The organism is Pseudobacillus badius (assembly GCF_002189605.1).
GTDB lineage: Bacteria > Bacillota > Bacilli > Bacillales > Domibacillaceae > Pseudobacillus > Pseudobacillus badius.
The window spans coordinates 23363-42709 of record NZ_MWMM01000020.1 but is presented as its reverse complement, the minus strand read 5'-3'; the positions used below and the strand labels follow the sequence as shown (position 1 = coordinate 42709).

At 40.5% G+C, this 19347-nt stretch carries 9 protein-coding genes and 1 pseudogene; 5 read left to right on the top strand and 5 right to left on the bottom strand.

Features of this window, described 5'->3' with window-relative positions; translation table 11 throughout:
• Positions 1-98 precede the first annotated feature (98 nt).
• The 3 genes and pseudogenes from B1A98_RS18330 to B1A98_RS18315 form a co-directional block, all read left to right on the top strand.
• Positions 99-2975 (top strand): annotated as a pseudogene (locus B1A98_RS18330) (Tn3 family transposase); the annotation flags it as partial.
• 303 nt (positions 2976-3278) lie between these two features.
• Positions 3279-4655: a phenylacetate--CoA ligase family protein gene (locus tag B1A98_RS18320; protein ID WP_082821782.1), complete on the top strand. Its 1377-nt coding sequence runs from the start codon at positions 3279-3281 to the stop codon at positions 4653-4655.
• Between the two features lie 179 nt (positions 4656-4834).
• The gene (locus tag B1A98_RS18315) at positions 4835-5038 is read left to right on the top strand and encodes a hypothetical protein (RefSeq protein ID WP_125474375.1); all 204 of its coding nucleotides are present in this window, start codon (positions 4835-4837) and stop codon (positions 5036-5038) included.
• Between the two features lie 105 nt (positions 5039-5143).
• Here the strand turns inward: B1A98_RS18315 and B1A98_RS18310 are convergent, their stop codons facing one another.
• Positions 5144-7543 carry an ATP-binding protein gene (locus B1A98_RS18310; protein ID WP_082821783.1) on the bottom strand — a complete coding sequence of 800 codons (2400 nt, stop codon included), beginning with the start codon at positions 7541-7543 and terminating at the stop codon, positions 5144-5146.
• A gap of 427 nt (positions 7544-7970) precedes the next feature.
• Between B1A98_RS18310 and B1A98_RS18305 the strand changes: the two genes are divergently transcribed.
• Positions 7971-13514 (top strand): S-layer homology domain-containing protein, encoded by a 5544-nt coding sequence (locus B1A98_RS18305; protein WP_063385357.1) that lies wholly within the window; start codon positions 7971-7973, stop codon positions 13512-13514.
• A gap of 125 nt (positions 13515-13639) precedes the next feature.
• Here B1A98_RS18305 and B1A98_RS18300 read toward each other — a convergent pair whose 3' ends face one another.
• From B1A98_RS18300 to B1A98_RS18285, 4 genes are all read right to left on the bottom strand, one after another.
• Positions 13640-14401 (bottom strand): SDR family NAD(P)-dependent oxidoreductase, encoded by a 762-nt coding sequence (locus B1A98_RS18300; RefSeq protein ID WP_063385358.1) that lies wholly within the window; start codon positions 14399-14401, stop codon positions 13640-13642.
• A gap of 21 nt (positions 14402-14422) precedes the next feature.
• Positions 14423-15691, bottom strand: coding sequence for a TRAP transporter large permease (locus tag B1A98_RS18295; protein ID WP_063385359.1), 1269 nt, complete (start codon positions 15689-15691; stop codon positions 14423-14425).
• Positions 15692-15707: 16 nt separating this feature from the next.
• The gene (locus B1A98_RS18290; RefSeq protein WP_041098677.1) at positions 15708-16211 is read right to left on the bottom strand and encodes a TRAP transporter small permease; all 504 of its coding nucleotides are present in this window, start codon (positions 16209-16211) and stop codon (positions 15708-15710) included.
• A 68-nt stretch (positions 16212-16279) separates the two neighbouring features.
• The gene (locus tag B1A98_RS18285) at positions 16280-17209 is read right to left on the bottom strand and encodes a TRAP transporter substrate-binding protein (RefSeq protein ID WP_256682632.1); all 930 of its coding nucleotides are present in this window, start codon (positions 17207-17209) and stop codon (positions 16280-16282) included.
• Positions 17210-17824: 615 nt separating this feature from the next.
• Here B1A98_RS18285 and B1A98_RS18280 point away from each other — a divergent pair.
• Positions 17825-19252: a sigma-54 interaction domain-containing protein gene (locus B1A98_RS18280; protein WP_240492488.1), complete on the top strand. Its 1428-nt coding sequence runs from the start codon at positions 17825-17827 to the stop codon at positions 19250-19252.
• The last annotated feature ends 95 nt before the right edge of the window (positions 19253-19347 follow it).

The following is a 19347-nucleotide window of genomic DNA, read 5'->3' as shown; positions in this document are numbered from 1 at the left end:
TTGGAAAAAATCACATAAAAATCGCTTGTCTTTGATACCTGTTTTTCAAAAAACAAAAAATCAAAATTGTATTTTTTTGACATGCGGAAAGTCAGTTTGCTGTCATGTTTAAGTTTTTCCAATACGAAGCTAGGTTCCCTAATACTAAAAATGAGATACCTAGAATAGTTATCGAATACATCGCAAAGCAGCTGGAGATGAACCCCGATATTTTTTCTGAGTATGATTGGACCGGTCGTACCATTACCTATCATCGTTCGGAAATCCGCACCTATTTTGAATTTCGCGAAGCCACTCTGCAGGATGTAGATTTAATGACAGACTGGCTGTGCCAGCACGTGTTACATCATAGCCATGAATTCAACTATGTTGAAGACAAGTTATATCAACAATATAGAGAATTAAAAATTGTGCCTCCCACCCCAGATCGAGTAGAGCGTCTTATTCGCTCTGCTACCTACTCCTACGAAGACCAATTTTTCACTACTATTTATCAAAGGCTTTCTAACCAGACCTGCGAGGGACTTGATAGATTAATTAATCATTTAGAAACAGTTGATGATTCCCCAGAAACCAAAGAAGCGTTAACGTTCCATGAATTAAAGTCTGATCCCGGGCGCATTGGATTAGAAACAGTTTTTAAAGAACTACATAAACTTCAAACCATAAAAGAACTGCAATTACCCTTTGATTTATTTAGCGATATATCACCAAAGATTTTAAAGAAATATAGAAAGCGTACAGCAACCGAGGATATTCGTGAATTGCGTCGGCATCCACCGGAAATTCGCTATACTCTTTTATCTTCCTTCTTTTGGCTTCGAAGAGCAGAAATTACAGACGATCTGATTGAGCTGCTTATACAAATTATCCATCGTATTAATGTTAGGGCCGAACGTAAAGTGGATAAAGAATTGATACATAATTTAAGAAAGGTAAATGGGAAAAATAATCTATTGTTCCAAATGGCTGAACAAGCGTTAGATAATCCAGACGGAATTATTCGGGATGTCCTCTACCCTGTTATCAGCGAGGAAACACTTAAAGATTTAGTAAAGGAATTTAAGCATACGGGGCCTGCCTATAAACAAAAGGTATATACCATTATTCGTTCATCATACAGTTCCCATTACCGCAGGATGGTTCCCCGTATTTTGGATATGTTAGAGTTTTGTTCAAATAATGAAGCTCATCATCCAGTAATTGAAGCGTTAGAACTTATTAAAAAACATACAACTTTAAATGCTCACTTTTTCCCGAAGTCTGACCAAGTTCCATTAGATGGTGTGATCCGTCCCAGTTGGAGACACCTCGTCGTGGAACAGGAGACTTCAGGTGAAGAGAGAATCAATCGCATTAATTATGAGATTAGCACTTTGCAAGTCTTACGTGACAAGTTGCGATGCAAAGAAATATGGGTACCCGGTTCGGAACGATACCGTAATCCAGATGAAGATCTGCCGCAGGACTTTGAACTGCGTCGTGAAGAAAACTATAAGGCGCTGAAAAAGCCAATCAATCCCGATGAGTTTATCGCACATTTAAAGGGAGAAATGACAAAGGCATTAAATAAATTAGATCAAGAAATCCCTAAAAATAATAAGGTTCGTATTTTAACAAAAGGAAAGGGAAATGGAAACGGTCGAATATCTATCTCTCCTTTTGATCCGGTGCCGGAGCCAGTTAACCTGTCACGACTAAAAACTGAAATTATGAAACGATGGCCAATGACGAGTTTACTAGATATCCTCAAGGAAGCTGATTTGCGTGTAAACTTTACGGAACTTTTTAAAACAGCTGCATCGAGAGAGGTCATTAGTAAAGATTTGCTGCAGAAGAGGCTTATCTTATGTTTATACGGTTTGGGGACAAATGCAGGGTTAAAGCGAATTTCAAACGGGGAACATGGAGAAAAATACAAAGACCTATTATACATTCGGCGAAAATACATTGATAAAGACAATCTACGTAACGCTATTGCTGAGGTTGTTAATGCCATTTTGCGAAATAAAATGACAGATATATGGGGAGAAGGGACAACTTCCTGTGCTTCCGATTCCAAAAAATTTGGTGCGTGGGACCAAAACCTAATGACTGAATGGCATATTCGGTATAGGGGCAGAGGTGTAATGATTTACTGGCATGTGGCTAAACATTCAACCTGTATCTACTCTCAATTAAAATCATGCTCTTCTTCTGAGGTAGCGTCTATGATTGAAGGGGTTTTGAAGCATTGTACAAACATGGAGGTTGAAAAGAATTATGTAGACAGTCACGGTCAAAGCGAAGTAGCTTTTGCCTTTTGCCATCTCTTGGGGTTTCAGCTTATGCCAAGACTAAAAGCTATCCACTCTCAAAAGTTGTATAGGCCAGATAGTGGCATGAGTGATGCTTTTCCTAATTTACAACCCATACTTACAAGACCTATCAACTGGGAATTGATTCGTCAGCAATATGATCAGATGATTAAATATGCTACAGCCCTGCGTCTTGGAACAGCAGAAACGGAGGCTATCTTAAAACGATTTACCAGAAGTAACTTAAAACACCCGACTTATCAAGCCCTTTCTGAGTTGGGAAAAGTCATTAAAACCATTTTCTTGTGTGATTATTTGGATTCTGAAGATATTCGGAGAGAAATTAACGAAGGCCTCAATGTTGTAGAGAATTGGAATTCCGCCAACGGCTTTATTTTTTACGGAAAAGGTGGAGAAATTTCAACAAATAGATTGGAAGACCAGGAGGTTGCTGTTCTTTCCCTGCATTTATTACAAAATTGCCTTGTGTATATAAATACACTCATGATTCAATCTGTTTTATCAGAAAAGAAATGGATGGATATGATGACACCGGAAGATCTGAGAGCGTTAAGTCCGCTTATCTACAGCCACGTAAATCCTTACGGCATCTTTAAATTGGATATGATGGAGCGAATTCCAATTGAAGAAGCGCAATCAGAAATGGTGTATTTTTAATTTAATTCCTTATTGCGGGTAGTGACAGCTTCGCTGGTACTACCCCTTTTAGATGGGTTTGAAACAACTTCAAATCATGTAAAAGGGATTATTCCTAATCTATTAAAAGAAACTGGATTTGTCTCAATTGAAGAAACTGGTCAATTTTCCACTATTACGGGCACACTAAGGGCATATAAAGCTTTTAAGCCATAAGCTGTTTGATGTTTTATTAGACTTCTTTGATTTTTAGTACATGTAATTTTTAAATGGCCATAGTACTGACAATAAAATTTTTAAAACAGAGAGATGGGAATGACATACATGGAGAATATCTCACCTTTAAAAGCAGTTATGGAAATCTGGAAGGTTAAACGAGGCAAACCAGAAGACATTCTCTCTCGGCAACAATCTCGTTTAGCTGACCTTATTAATTTTGCAAGATCAAACTCTCAATATTACGCACAAAAATACAGCGAGTTGCCTGAACGGATTACAAGCTTACAGCAAATTCCTCCAGTCACCAAATCAGAACTCATGGACCATTTTAATGATTGGGTAACTGATCCAGAAATCACCATAGAAGGTGTGAAGGAATTCGTGTCAAATATGTCATTAGTTGGATATCTTTATTTAGGGCGCTATATGGTTTCGACCACTTCAGGGTCAACTGGAGTACCTGGAATCTTTATTCAGGATAAAGATTCAGATACTATCATGAAAACATTGATGGCTATTCGCGGAACAACAAAATTAAAATGGAGTGACATATTGAAAGTAGCAGCCAAAGGTGGACGAAATGCAGCGGTATGCTCTACAGCTGGACATTTTACAGCATTCTCCACTGCTGAACGCCTACGCTTAAAACGACCATCAAACGGAAAAATAAGAGCTTTTTCTATCCAATCCCCCCTTTCCACGCTCGTCAAAGAATTGAATGAATATCAACCAGCTTTAATTGGGGGGTATGCAACAGCGATGGAAATTCTAGCAGAAGAACAAAAAGCAGGTCGGTTAAATATTCAGCCTGTAGCGATCCTTTTGGGGGGAGAAAAATTATATCCAAATGTTCGTGAGAAACTAGGATCCGTTTTCCAAGCTCGCGTTCTAGATCTTTACGGCGGTACAGAAGCAACAGCCATGACTTTCGAATGTGAAGAAGGTCAGTTTCATGTAAATACAGATTGGATTATATTTGAACCAGTAGATGAATATTACCAACCTGTGCCACCAGGGAAGCAATCTCATTCGGTTCTAATTACAAATCTGGCCAACAGAATACAGCCTCTTATTCGTTATGAACTAACTGACCGTGTTATCATGTCCCCAGAATCATGCAAATGCGGGAGACCATTCCCGGTCGTTCAAGTAGAAGGGAGAACGGATGACATTTTAAAATTCTCTACCAACGGTCAAATCGTTCATATTCTGCCCTTGGCTCTCAAAAACATTTTGGAGGAAATACCAGGCGTAAGGTGTTTTCAACTAATTCAAACGGCACCAGATCAATTAACAGTACGTTTAGAAGTGGACGAGGGTAATCTTAGAGATCAAGTTTGGGAAAATGTTAGAGAAGCCCTATTAGATTACTTTGCAACGCAGGGACTAACTAACCTGTTAATAGAAAAATCGGATGAGTTGCCACAAAGGAACCCTAAAAGTGGAAAGTACCAGCATGTTTGGGTTGATTATCATGAATAACCAAATGGTAATGTATCTGGATTTATACAGAATGAAACGACTAGAATAATGACTTAAAAACCGATGATTCCTTAGCGTAGGAAAAATCGGCTTTTTTTAAGTCGAAATTTGCTTAGCGTGGGTTTTATGTCAAAATGTTGGTGGTTCCCCTGATTGATCTTGATGAAGCGGGGAACAACTTGCTGAGGGAAATCAAAGCTGTACATCCGTCACAAAGATTTTTAGGGCTCGTACCTGATTCATTAGATCCTTTTTCAATAGATGATGTCAGCGGCATAGATAAGGCACATTTAATTTCAAAACCTTTTCACATTAATGAATTAATCATCAAAACAAAGGATTCCCTGTATAGACGCACAGATCATACGCTTGAAAAAAATTAAAAAGCTGGACAGTGAAAAACTACACACTAGTTATACGTCTTTGAGAATTCCTGCATGAAACGCCCTAACAACAACTGTTTTGGTGAGCGACGCCAGCCCTTCCGGTTAAGGAAGAACTGGCGTTGCTGTTTTTTGTATATACTGATCGATCAGCGCCTTTAAAGAACGGATATCTACCGGCTTCACTAAATAATCGTCGAACCCGGACTCTAAGGCATATTGAATATCCTTCTTAAGTGCATGGGCACTGATCGCAATGATGGGAACCTCTTGATATTCGGGGAGGCAGCGGATTTTCTTGCAAACCTGTAAGCCGTCCATCAGTGGGAGGTTAATATCGAGCAATACTAAATCAAACCGCTGCTCTTGGACCAGCTTGAGCCCCGACAGCCCGTCAGCTGCAGTCACTAACTCAATGTTGAAAAACACTTTAAATTGCTCTTTCAGCAGGTGCCGATTTTCTTCATTATCCTCTATATAAAGAACTTTAAAGTTTTTTTTATCTTTTTCCTTCAAGAAAGGGGCCAGAGGGGCTTCAGTGGTTACATTTGCCTTAGGAAGCTCTATCCAAAAAAGCGTGCCTTTATTCTTTTCGCTTTCAACCCCATATTGTCCATTCATTTGTGTCACAAATTCTTTAACAAGAGATAAGCCGAGTCCGCGCCCTTCCGTAAGGTTTAATACTTCATCGCTGCGATAGAAGGGCTCGAAGATTCTTTCAAGATCGTGATCATGAATACCGGGTCCGTTATCCCGTACTTCAATCCTGGCTTTATCTTTCATTTCCTTATATAAAACAGTCACAAGTCCCGACGTTCCGCCATATTTGATGGCATTTGACAGTAAATTCATTACTACTTGCTTGAGCCGCAGCGGATCTCCTTCTACGAAAAGAGAGCTAGCCGGGTGTATATTAGAGGTGATGACTACTCCATTGATCTCGGCAGAAGCCATCACCATATTGATGCTATCCTGAATAATCGTCACCAGATTGACAGGTTCTTTGGCAACTTTACTGTTCCCTTCCTCTAATCCGACGTAATCCAAGATGTCATTGATTAAGTTAGTTAAATGAATAGTCGCATTTTTGATTTTCCCGGTGTGTTTATGGATCGTTCCCTGTGCTTTCAACTCTATCATTTGGGCATAGCCTAAAATAGAGTTTAGGGGCGTACGCATTTCATGACTCATCATGGAAAGAAATTTAGACTTTGCCAGATTTGCCCGCTCTGAGGCGATTTTTTCTTCTATCAATGCTTGTTCAAATGCTTTTCTCTCCGTTAAATCGCGGGCAATGATCAGGTAATAGGTTCTCCCTTGAAAGTAATGGCAAGAGATGCTCAGATCAACAGGTATCTTTTCCCCATCTTTCTTTACCCAGCTCACTTCCACAGTCATTTTCTTTTCTTGTTCGATTGTTTGCGCGACATGATCAATTATTTGCTGATACTCAGGAGCAATAATTGCCTTGGGGGGCATTTTCTTTAATTCGTCTGCCGTGTAGCCAAGTAATTGGACCACAGCCGCATTAACTTCATAGAAAAAAGGCTTGCCCCGGTTCGCGCAACAGACCAGCAGCATGGCATCTTTAGATGTGTGAAAAATCTCTCTGAATTTTTTGTTTAATGAGAGTGATAACTTAAATAAAGCCTCTTTTTCCTTTATCGCTTTCTCCAGTGACCGGTTTTTATGCTGCAATTCTTCCATTATAAGCATTCTCTCTAGTACGTGGCCGACCTGCTCACATATCTTCTCGATTAAATCGATCTCTGCCTGGGCGAAAGCTGCCCGTGATTTAGAACCAAATGACAACGTGCCGAGAACTTCTTCACCGGCGATAAGCGGGTGACACACATAACACTGGATGCCCAGTTCTTTTATCCGTTGTAACTTGGGGTCAGAAGAAGCCGGTATGTGATTGGCGACCACTCTTTCCTTCAGCTGGGCTACATATCCGCAAACCGCTTCTCCATATTCAAGCTGTTTCCATTGTTTAGCCTCTGAATGACCAATGCCCTTATAGTTAATTAAACTTATTTTTTGCGCCTTAGGATCAGCCAAATAATTGAAATAGATATCTAATCCCAGCAAGTCTGCTAATTGATCGAATAAGTGATCCAACAGTTCTTTAGGTTCTTTGCTCAATAACAGCCTTTGGGTGACTTCGTCCATTATTTGCTGTCCACCCTTAGTTTGTTCGACAAGTCCTTTCACTGTATCGCCGGAAGTTGTATTTTTAATGACCAGAACAAAATCCTCTTCGTATGGAAAAATAGAGATCCTCATCCTTTTCTCCCTGCCATGGTTAGATAGTATAAACTCGGCCTGGCTTTCCCTATTCATTCCTATATCCTTTTCTATTCCTGGAAGAAGATTGGTGACGGGTATTCCGCTTAATTGATCGCCGGTTATTCCAAAAGCCTTTCTTCCGGTCTCATTCATATATTTCACATTTAAATCCGCGCCAATTACGACAAACATCTCATTAGACGTGTGTATGTTCATTTTCCTCTCCTTATATTTACTGAATATCCGATGGCTCTTTGATGAAAATGACTGGTTTCTCTTAACATAGGAGGAAAATAAAAATCAAATAGACCAATCTCCGTTTCTTTTTTTTATATCAAGTGATCTTGAAGGCTGACAGAGGCAGTTCCTTTATCAAGCTGCTTTTTAAGTCTTTAAAAAATAAATCTAGAACCATTTTACTGCAAGAAGCACATTTTTTGTTAAAAAATATGATTATCTCTTTAGAAAATAGTAATAGTTTATATCAATAGTTTTTAAAATCTATCAAGCAAAGGAATGTCTATATAATTAACATTTTTAGAAAAACGAGTGAACTTTACAAACTTTTAACAGGGCGTTTATACAGTCATGAAAGTGACACTTTAAAATAAGTGGAGGCTTGTGCAGGATAAGGAGGAAAATCATGAAGAAAAAGTCAGTTTGTTCACTTGCTTTACTTGCTTGTTTATCTGTTTCCCCAGTCTCCCCTGAAGGGGGGATGAAAGGAATGATTTCCGCAACAGAAGCAGCGGCGATCGATCCGCAAAAAAATCCCGCTCTTTTGATTACTGAGCTGGTGCCGGATACGGCGAATGCAGGGAAAAGCGATGGCTATGAATTTATCGAAATCTACAACAATAGTAATCAGTCCGTCTCATTAAAGGATTACACTTTACTGTACCGCTATCCGGAAAGCGAGAATAAGCCGGATGCCGAGTGGACATTTACAGAAGCGAAAACAATCCAACCGCAGGAAACCATCGTGGTGTGGGTGAAGAATAGCGCCAATGCAGATATGACTCTTGAGGACTTTAACCGCAATTTTCAAACCGATTTGAGTGCTGAGCAAGTAACAACGGTAGAATCAGCCGGAATGGCGAATACTGCTTCGCGCACCCTTGTGCTGGCGGATACATATAAAAACGAAATTTCAAAAGCAAGCTACACAAAGGAACAGGTGGCAGAAAATAAAGGAATTCAATATAAAATAGCGGACGACCAAAAGAATATGGAGGTTCTTCACTCAAATGAACCGGCTAATCCAGGAGAAGTACTGCCTGATCAAGTGCCAAGCGAGCCGGTTCATAGCGGGCAAGATTTAAAAGCGCCGGTTATTGATCATACGGCAGTGACGGCCGCCGATGCCACGGAGGACTTGCGGCTTAACGCTCAAGTAACAGATGAAACAGCTGTGAAAAAAGTAAAAGTGATCTATCGCTTCGGTCAAAGCAGCTCTTGGAAAGAAGCTGACATGACAGCACCTGAAACGTCGCCTCATACATACACAGTCGTCATTCCAAAGGAAGAACTGATTAGTAAAGAGATGTCCTATCGCATCGAAGCTTATGACGGGAACCAAACGGCGACAACCGAAGAATTTAAAGTAGCCATCAAAGGAAGCAGCTTTGATGCGCAGAGAGCACCTGCACTGTTAGTGACAGAACTAGTTCCTGATTCTGCCAATGTGAACGATCTGGATGGCTATGAATTCATCGAGGTTTATAACAATACAACAGAAACGATTAACTTAAAAGACTATAAACTGCGCTATCGTTATCCCGCCGAGGGACCCGAAGCCGATTTGGTTTGGGGACCAGAAAAGGAGGACGTCATGCTGTCATCCGGAGAAACGATGGTATTTTGGATAATAAACGCAGGCAATAAAGACAAGTCTGTAGCTGACTTTAACAAGCATTATAATGTGAATTTAACCGAGAACCAGAACATTGTGAAGGTTCACTCCGGCGGGATGGCTAACAGCGGGGCGCGGGGAATCGCTATTGCGACGAATACAGGAAAAGATATTTCAGTTGGCTATTATAACGATGAAGGCACAAAGGATGACACTGTGGCGGATAAGGGCATTTTCTATACCTTCCCCCAAACGCCTGGCGACACAGTAATGAAAAAATACAGCAGCGGCACAGAAGCAGCCACACCCGGCGCCAATGCAGACATACAAGTACCTGCGGAAAAGGTGACAGTGGAGCCTGATACAGAAAAGCCTGTATTAACGGATTTAACAGAAGCCGTCCCTGTATCTGAAATGAATGATGTGAAACTAACCTTTGATATTAAAGACAATCATTCAGTGAAAACAGCTCGCTTATTTTATAAAAATAATGAGGAAGCGGCTTATCATTCGGTAGACTTAACTGAAAACTATGATGACAAACTGTATCATCATACCATTTTTTCGCCAAGCTTAATCGGCAAGCAGGAGATTGAGTACTATGTAGTCGTATCTGATGGTTCAAATGAAGTGAAAACAGCCGCCAAATCTATTTCTATTCTGCAGGATGACAAGCAGACCGGGATTGGATTGAACGTAGAGAATGACTCTTTACTAAATAAAACGGCCTTAATCAAAGCATTTCACTCTCAAAATTATGCGGACACGGCCGTCAAGATTGATGGACAGGATGTCACGGAAAAAACGACTCCCGCTCTCGCTGAGCCTGCTTATTTTGCTTTTGATGTGAAGAAAGTAAATTTGTACTTTAAAAATGGCGTAACGATTGGCGATGAAGCGTTGCATATTTTTGATGATACGATTAATACATATGTCACCAAAACAGTGCCAGTGGATCCGAAATATTTTGAGAAAGGCAAAGAAGCGGTGATTTCGATTCGTTCAGGAACAAAGGTATCGCCTTTTGATAAAGAGTCAGAGGAAAACCGCGATGATTTTTATGTCAAAAATGTACGGTTAGTGCTTAAAGACGGCACAGTTATCTATGACCCGGCCTACAGTGATCCGGACAAAGAACTATCAGTCGGTGACGGTTCATCCGCAAAGCCGGTAATTGATTTTGCCTTTGCGGTTCCTGATGAAAAATTCACAGCAAAAGCTTATAAGTGGGATACCACTCAAGTCAAGGAAGGCAAACATACGATTGAGGCCGTTAACGGCAATGAGAAAAAGCAAGCCGCCGTCATTGTCGATAACAGCGCCCCTGTACTGACACCTTCTGTAGAAGAAGGAAAAGAATATAAAGGCGACTTCACGATTCATGCTGAGGTGGAGGATCAGTTTTCCGGAGTGGATCAAATGACTGCGGAGCTGGATGGCAAGGAAATTTCTCTGCCGTTCCATACGTCCTCCGCCGAACTGGAGCCTGGGAAACACACGCTAAAAGTGACAGCCGTAGATCAGATTGGAAATAAAGCTTCTAAAACAGTCACATTTGCTGTGGTGGAAGAGCAGCCGTTCAAGCCCGAAGCTGTTTCGCCAAAGGATGGAGCCAAAAATGTGCCCGCCTCTACAAAGCTGAGAGTAAAGGTGGCCGATCCTACGAAGGATGACCTAGATGTAGAATTTAAGCAGGGCTATCAGTACAAGGCAAACGAGAAGCAGCACATAGCTGTCTATCAAAATAACGCGGACCGTGAACCCCCGAAAGCAATGATTCCAGCCGGGGAAACAGAAGTGAAAGAAGTGGACAAGCTGGAAAAAGCCGACCAGCAATATGTCACAACAAAATCTGCGGATCAGTTTCCTTACCACCGCTTTGAGGTAACCGTGGATAAAGAAGTGAACGACACGGATGAGATTGAATTAAATTGGGAAGGCAAATCACTCATTGGACGAAAGGTTTCCATGTATGTGTGGAATTACAAAGCAAACAAATGGGAGCTGACCGAGTGGAAAATAGCAGAGAACGACAAAAACTTTAAGCTGCGCGGCTCGGTTAAAGGTCCTGACTATGTCAAAGACCAAAAAGTGCAAGTAATGGTCCAAGACGAAATTGCCTCAACGACCCAGTTTGACTACTCTTTTATTTGGATGTCTGATACCCAGTATTACTCTGAAAGCTACCCTCATATTTTTAAAAGAATGACTGAATGGGCAGTGGAGCAAAAAGAAGCCATGAACATTAAATATTTGTTCCACACGGGTGACCTGGTCGATGAAGCCGATCAGGACTATCAATGGAAACATGCCGATGAATATATGGGGTATTTAGATAAAGGAAATATTCCTTATGGGGTGTTAGCCGGAAACCACGATGTCGGACACAAAACGGGCGACTATAATGAGTACGGAAAATATTTTGGAGCAGAGCGCTTTCAATCTAAAGACTACTATGGAGAATCCTATAAGAATAACCGCGGACATTATGATTTAATCAGCTCGAACGGCAATGACTTCATTATGATTTATATGGGATGGGGAATCACTGGTGAGGACATCGCCTGGATCAATGACGTGCTGGCTAGATATCCGGAAAGAAAAGCCATACTAAATTTCCATGAGTACCTGCTTGTTTCCGGAAACCGCAGTCCGATCGGCGATAAAATCTACAACAATGTGGTCCTTCCTAACAAAAACATTATAGCGGTGTTATCCGGCCATTATCATGATAGTGAAACGCTAGTAGATGAAATTGATGACGATAAGGATGGAAAACCGGACAGAAAAGTGTACCAGATGCTGGCGGATTACCAAGGAGGCCCAGAAGGCGGACAAGGATTTTTACGCATTATGCAGGTAAATCCAGTAGAAAACAAGATTTATATGAAAACATATTCGCCTTACTTAAATCAATACAATTATTATCATACGAGCGAATATCCAGGCAAGGACGAATTCGTCATTGAAACAGAGCTAACACCAAAAGAGAAGGTAGTAGCGACAGATGCCTTTGAAGCCAATGTCTACACCAATAAAAAAATGGGAGAACAAAAAGGGGTAAAAGATCAACAAACCGCAGAAGCAGATTGGAGCCATCTTGAAAGCAACAAAGAATATGGATGGTATGTAACAGTAAAAGACCAATTCAAGGGAGAGGCCCGCTCTGATATTTGGACATTTGAAACGAAAGCCGATGGCTCGAACGGCAACGGGAATGGGGGGATACCTGTCCCTCCAGTCACAGAAAAGCCGGACGTTCCCGGTGAAGAGAAAGCCATTGAAATGACACAAGAACACATTCAGATAAAGCCGGATCAATGGCTGATTGACTTAGGAGAAGAAAAAGCAAACCGCCTGAGCATTCAATTGCCGAAAGACCTGGTGGAAAGTGCCGCAAAAAGCAAACAGCCGCTGCATATCGCTTTTCACACTGGTCACGGGATCACTCTTTCACCGGAAAACATGGCGTACTTACAAAAGCAGAATGGCCCTTTTGTCAACATACAAGTAGCGAGAACAGAGGAGCCTGGCCAGTCGTTTACATCGGAGGCCGTTGATGTAGCCATTTCTTCAGGAAGCCAATCGATCGTTGAGGCGTTTCCAACACCGGTTGAACTCAGCTTGAAGCTAAATGGCCCTGTACGAAAAGATCAAACCACTGGTGTGCGTTATGACGAAACGTCGAAAAGCTGGGAGTATGCAGGAGGCTATGCACAAGGGGAGAAATGGGTTATTCCCGCACGCCGTCTTTCCACATTCGCTGTGATGTCCAATAACAAAACATTCAAAGATACAAGCAGCCATTGGGCAAGAAAAGAAGTTCACTCGTTAGCTTCCAAACTGGTGACGAGCGGAAAGACAAATGAACGGTTCGAGCCGGAACAAAAGCTGACACGAGCGGAATTCGCGGTTCTTCTTACCCGGTTGATGCAACTCCCAGTGAAAGAGTATGAAGGTATGTTCAAAGACGTCCCGGCAAAGAAAGAGTGGGCAGCTGCTCAAATCGAAGCCGCCAGCCGGGCAGGAATTGTCTTTGGAAAAAAAGACGGCCATTTTGATCCGGATGCCAATATTACCCGTGAACAAATGGCGGCGATGATTATTCGGGCGATCGAATATCAGCAGCCAGAACTGTTAAGCTCTATCCAGTCCAATCAATCCTTTACAGATGAAAAACGTATTAATGATTATGCAAAAGAAGCGGTGAAACAAGCAGCCGAACTCGGTATCATCTTTGGCCGGTCCAACGGCAAATTTGACCCCAAAAACGAAACAACAAGAGCTGAATCAGCCGTTATGCTTTACCGCATGCTGAATATCCAAGAAAAATAAGCAGAAAAAAGCTGTCCTCCAATGACCAGGCTGAGTCATTGGGAGGGCAGCTTTTTTGTAAATACATATTTATCTAAAGTTGATTGCCGATGACAAGCCCAGCGGAAAATCAACTAATAAAGTTTTTATGCTGTATATCCGCCATCAACAGGTAAGTTTACTCCTGTAATATAGACGGATTCATCAGAAGCCAAAAAGAGGGCAGCGTTTGCTACGTCTTCGGCGTAAGCAAATCGTCCAAGTGGGACACGGCTTAGTACCTTTTGGGCATTAGCTTCCATATCATCCTCCTCCTTTCTTTTCAGAAATTGTTGGAGCATAGGGGTTTCTGTAAACCCTGGGCAAATGCTGTTCACCCGGATGTTTTTTTCACCAAGGCTCAGGGCAAGTGCACGCACAAGGTTGCTTATTCCACCTTTAGCCGCTGAATATACAGGGCTAAAGTAAGAACCGACAAGTCCTGAAATAGAGGAAGTGAAAATAATTGAACCTCCCTTTTCCTCCATAAATGGAAGCGCACATTTTGTCATAAAGAAACCGCTCTTAATATTAAGGTCTAGAGTGAAGTCGAATTCTTTTTCCTCGACAGTCTCAATGTTAGCAGGACCGGGTGTGCCTGCGTGGTTCCATAATATATCAACCCGTCCGTACTTATTGCCAATGTTCTCAACGGTAGACTGAATAGCTTGGACATTGGTCATATCTGTTTTAAAGAAGTGACATTCTCCTCCCTTTTCGCGCACTTCTTTAGTAACTGCTTGTCCGTTTTCTTCATTAATATCAAGAATGTTGACTATTGCACCTTCTTTAGCAAATAAAAGTGCGCCGGCCTTTCCCATCCCCGATGCTCCTGCAGAAATAATAGCTACTTTGTTCTGTAATCTCATTTTTTTAAACCTCTTTCTAGTTTATTTTGTTAAAAGGGTGCTTAACCATGGAACGTAGAGAAGGACTAATGTAGCAATGATTAAGGCATATAAATAAGGGATAGATCCCTTAATGACAACACTCAGTTTTTCTTTAAAATGTCCGCTTACTACAAACAGACTTAAGCCGACTGGTGGGGTAATTTGAGAAATCATCATACAAGCAATCGTTAGAACACCAAAATGGATCGGATCGTATCCTAATGCCATTACTGCTGGATAGAGAATCGGAATTGTAATGTATAAAATCGGAACAGCATCCAAGAACATCCCGAAAACAAGGAACAAGGCAAGGATTGCTAACATAACAAGCCATCCCGGAAGAGATAAGGCGGATACATACTCTGTGATTTGCTGAGGAACCCGTGCGTAAGTTAATGCTGTTGAAAATAAGGTAGCTCCGCCCAACAATAAGTAAATTACAGTTGTGGTGACCATGGAGCCTACTAGACTCTTCTGGATGTTTGCTTTCGTAAATTCTTTGCGGTTAAAGATAAAGCTGATAATAATAACATAAATAACAGATACAGCAGCCGCTTCAGTTGGAGTAAAAACCCCTTTATAAATGCCGCCTAATACAATAACAGGCATTAACAATGAAGGAAGAGCAATGAAGAAAGATTTCATGATATCTTTACTGCTGCTACGCTCTTTTCTTTCTGCTTTATCCTTAATACTAATGACGATAGCGGTAAGAATTAACAACGCCGCAATAAACAATCCTGGCACGATACCAGCAAGAAAAAGATCAGCTACGTCAATTTTTACCATGGATGCATAAATAATCATGTAAATACTGGGCGGGATCATCTGGCCTAGTGTGCCGGCAGAAGCAATGACACCCATGCTGTTCTCCTTGGAATACCCAAGCTGAATCATTTGTGGAATCATCATAGATCCAACAGCTACCACTGTCGCCGTAGCAGAACCAGAAAGTGCACCAAATATTGTAGCTGTAAGAACAGCTGCTGCCGGCATGCCGCCTGGTAAATGTCCAATTAAGTTGTTAACAAAGCCAATCATATTTCTGGCAGTGCCCAGGTGAGTCATTAAGTTACCTGCCAATAAAAAGTACGGAATTGCTAATAAGATCCATTTATCTGTTGCGATTAAAAATTGAGAGATAATAGCTTCAAAGGGAAGATCCAAAAAAACAAAAGCTAATATTCCGCCGCTTAAGCCTAAAGACAACCAAATAGGTGCTCCCATAATCAAAAGGATGGAGAATATAATAACCCCGACAATTAACATAGCTTGTCCTCACTTTCTAATTCTCTGCACTGCGAATGAGGCAAAAGTCTTTAATCATTTGAATCAAGGAATAAATACACCCAAAAAACATGCCCATAACGATTGCAAATGCTGGAATGACCATTAACATTTCGCCAGAGAGAGTTTTTAGCTGCATACTGTTTAAAGAAGTAACCCATATAACTCCTGCGTATAGTAAAATAGCGAAAGAGATAAAAAGAATGATCCCAATAATAAAATCAAGGATATGCTTACTTTTTCCTTTCAGATAATCTTCCAGAAGAGACATTTTAATATGTTCATTTTTTTTGATAAGTGGGCCTATATAGGCAAAAACCCCATAGACAATAGCATAACGACAAATCTCCTCTAATATTTGATAAGAAACTCCAAATTGATACCTTAAAATGACACCTATAAACGCTAAAGCCACACTCAGTCCCAAACAAAAGATAGAGAATATTTCCAGCGATTTATCCAGGAGTCTTGTGGAGTTTTCAAGTTTTTCTATTCGGTTCATTACTTCATCTCCTTAATGACTCATTGTTATTAGTACTTAGTATTTAACCTTTAACAGAGAATCAGAGCTTACTTCGTCTCTCCTATCAGTCTTTTTGCTTCTTTAATTAACTCAGCAGCTCTGGGCTCCTTTTTGGCATAACTGTTCCAGACGGGAGCCGTCGTTTTTTTCCATTGTTCAATCTCCTCATGCGTGGGGTAATACGTTGTCACGCCTTGTTCTTGTTCCAGTTTGCTGTAGATCTTAGAAACTTTTTTTCGAACGACTTGATCCGCATGTTGTTCGAGATCCTTTCCTGTTTCTATAAGGATGTTCTGTAGGTCTGTTGGAAGAGAATCAAACTTTTTCTGTGACATGATCACCGGCATTACATAGTTCACGAAAGGATAAAGGGTTTGCGTCTTAACTGGCAGTTTATTATCGTACAAATAAAGCGGCACAGTAATTAACCCGTCAACTACTCCTTGTTGCAAGGCAGTTGGAAGCTCAGTGCCTGGAATAGAAATGCCGCTGGCTTTAATTGCTTTTAAAGTATCAGGTGCAACTTGTCCGCCAGGAGTACGCAGTTTTAAATTGGCAGCGCTGGAAGTGTCCGTTATTTTCTTGCTCTTATTTGCTGTCCAAAGGGAAGCAAATAAGTCAGTTGAACTCATGGCAAGAACTTTTAATCCTTTCTCTTCTGCCATCTTTGCAAGCAACCGGCCGCCTTGTTCACTTTCTATAAATTTTTTGCGGTTATCCAAGTAAACATTGGGGTCCTTAGGATCGTAATTGAATAAAAAAGGCAGATCAAAGAAATACCAAATAGGATCGAAACTTCCTGCAATAGAGGATAATGAGTGGGTCATGTCAATTTGCCCTTGTAAAATTCCAGGTATTTCCTGTTCGGGCGGCATCAATTGAGAACCAGAATAAATTTCTAAAGATAAACGTCCGTTGCTTCGTTTTTGGATCTCCTGGTCAAACCATTCCATATATTCATGATGCAATGTTCCCATTTGGTAAGGATGAGAGACTCTTAAAACATAGGTTTCTTTGGCATCAGCGGATTTATTTCCCCTAGGCGAACAAGCGGTCAGCAGAAGTGCAAATATAAGCAGCAAAGTTAGCGTCTTATACCTTATCATGTTTTTACCTCCTTTAAGCAAACGTTGATTTCAGCTTGATATAGTATTTAAGCCTACTGATCGTTTGGCGATATAATTGGTCGCAATGTTAAACAATGATTAACATTAGCCCTTCCTTATCAAGCTAGTTATGTATTAGCAAAAAACGTGCCAACTTATAAAAGCGCTTTCCAAGAGGTCTAAACCCTTCTTTCCTTACTTTACCGGTGAAAATAATCACCAATAAAATAGGGAAAAAGCAAACAGCCATAACATAAAAAGTTTTTATAACAATTATAGGAGAAGATTTACACAGATAATATGTAGAAAATTCCGAATACTCAACTATGTTTTTTCTTTAGCAAACAGTATAAATTGACCAGTATACTATAAAATAAAGGCGGTGATTTTTTTCAGCGAAAAGTGACAAAAATCACCACTAAAGGCTAATCAGGTATAATAAACATAATGAAAAATATAGGAAATCAGGAAGAGGGAAGGAAGAGGATGAAAGTTACTAATTCATTAATGGATTATAACCAATCTGGATCAGAATTAGAGCATTATCGTGAACTATCAAAAAAACTTGAAGTAATTATTGAATTTTCAAAGGATGGCATATACGTAGTGGATCGAAATGGAGTAACAGTGCTAGTTAACCAGGCATATGAAGATATTACTGGCTATAAGCGGTCCGAGCTCATTGGTCAGAATGTTCAAGTATTGACCGAGAAAGAATACTTTGATCGGTCGATTTCCCAATTAGTTTTTAAAGAGAAAAAACAACTATCAATCATCCAGAAAATCGGAAACATTGAAAAGATTGGCGAAAAAAAGGAGGTAGTTGTAACGGGAAGCCCGGTATTTGATGAGCAGGGAGAGCTGGATTTGATTGTTATCAGTGTGAGTGACATTTCCGAGATCAGTAAAATCAAGCAGGAGCTAACAAAAGCAAAGAAAATGGCTGAAATCAATCATCATCGTTTTTCTTTTCACATGGGGCATGAGCAAAACCAAACGATTATCTTTAAAAGCCGCCACATGAAAAAAGTATATGAGAAAGTTAAACAAGTGGCGCCGTTTCCAACTAGTATTCTCTTATCTGGCCCATCTGGTGTAGGGAAAGAAATGATTACCAATTTAATTCATCATTTTAGCGATCGAAAAGACAAACCCCTGATTAAGATTAATTGTGGAGCGATTCCAGAAAATCTGCTGGAGTCGGAACTATTTGGTTATGAAAAAGGATCTTTTACAGGAGCAAAGCAAGAGGGAAAAGCAGGATTACTGGAACTTGCTGATGAGGGAACGATTATGTTGGATGAAATTGGAGAAATGCCATTATCCCTTCAGGTCAAATTACTTCGTGTACTTCAAGAAAAGCAAGTGCGCCGCATTGGAGGAAGCAAAACAAAAGATCTGGACATACGGATTATTTCTGTTACCAATAAAAATCTAGAACGATTAGTGGAGGAAGGGGTATTTCGGGAAGACCTCTTTTATCGCTTAAATGTTATTTCTATTGATGTGCCACCGCTGGCCGATCGCCCTGAAGACGTTCATGAGTTATTGACTTATTTCTTTTTATATTTTTCTAGAAGCTACCATATTGAAAAAAAGATTTCTGAGGCTGCAAAAGAATTGCTTACTGCTTATCATTGGCCAGGAAATGTCCGCGAACTTAGAAATCTAGTTGAAAATTTAATTGTTTCTGTTCCTGAGGATACAATTGAACCTTATCACTTGCCATTTCGAATTGCACAAGTAGAAAAAGACGCCAAAGACTTGACACTGAAACAAAAAGTCCAGCGTTATGAAAAAAAATTAATTCAAGATGCTCTTCAAAAAAATCAATCGATTCGCCAAACGGCTGGTCACTTAGGCATTCACCATACAACACTCGTTAAAAAGCTGCAAAATTGGAAACAGCCATAACCATATATTTTGATCTATCGAACAACGAAAAGCATGGCAATTATAATAATAGAGGTACAGTTTAGGCATTTTTACTTTTCTTGTGACTAGGGGGA

Excerpts from the sequence above, each read along its gene's own strand:
- B1A98_RS18320 (WP_082821782.1), top strand. The coding sequence starts at position 3,279 with ATGGAGAATATCTCACCTTTAAAAGCAGTTATGGAAATCTGGAAGGTT.
- B1A98_RS18310 (WP_082821783.1), bottom strand. The coding sequence starts at position 7,543 with ATGAACATACACACGTCTAATGAGATGTTTGTCGTAATTGGCGCGGAT.
- B1A98_RS18305 (WP_063385357.1), top strand. The coding sequence starts at position 7,971 with ATGAAGAAAAAGTCAGTTTGTTCACTTGCTTTACTTGCTTGTTTATCT.
- B1A98_RS18300 (WP_063385358.1), bottom strand. The coding sequence starts at position 14,401 with ATGAGATTACAGAACAAAGTAGCTATTATTTCTGCAGGAGCATCGGGG.
- B1A98_RS18295 (WP_063385359.1), bottom strand. The coding sequence starts at position 15,691 with ATGTTAATTGTCGGGGTTATTATATTCTCCATCCTTTTGATTATGGGA.
- B1A98_RS18290 (WP_041098677.1), bottom strand. The coding sequence starts at position 16,211 with ATGAACCGAATAGAAAAACTTGAAAACTCCACAAGACTCCTGGATAAA.
- B1A98_RS18285 (WP_256682632.1), bottom strand. The coding sequence starts at position 17,209 with ATGGGAACATTGCATCATGAATATATGGAATGGTTTGACCAGGAGATC.
- B1A98_RS18280 (WP_240492488.1), top strand. The coding sequence starts at position 17,825 with ATGAAAGTTACTAATTCATTAATGGATTATAACCAATCTGGATCAGAA.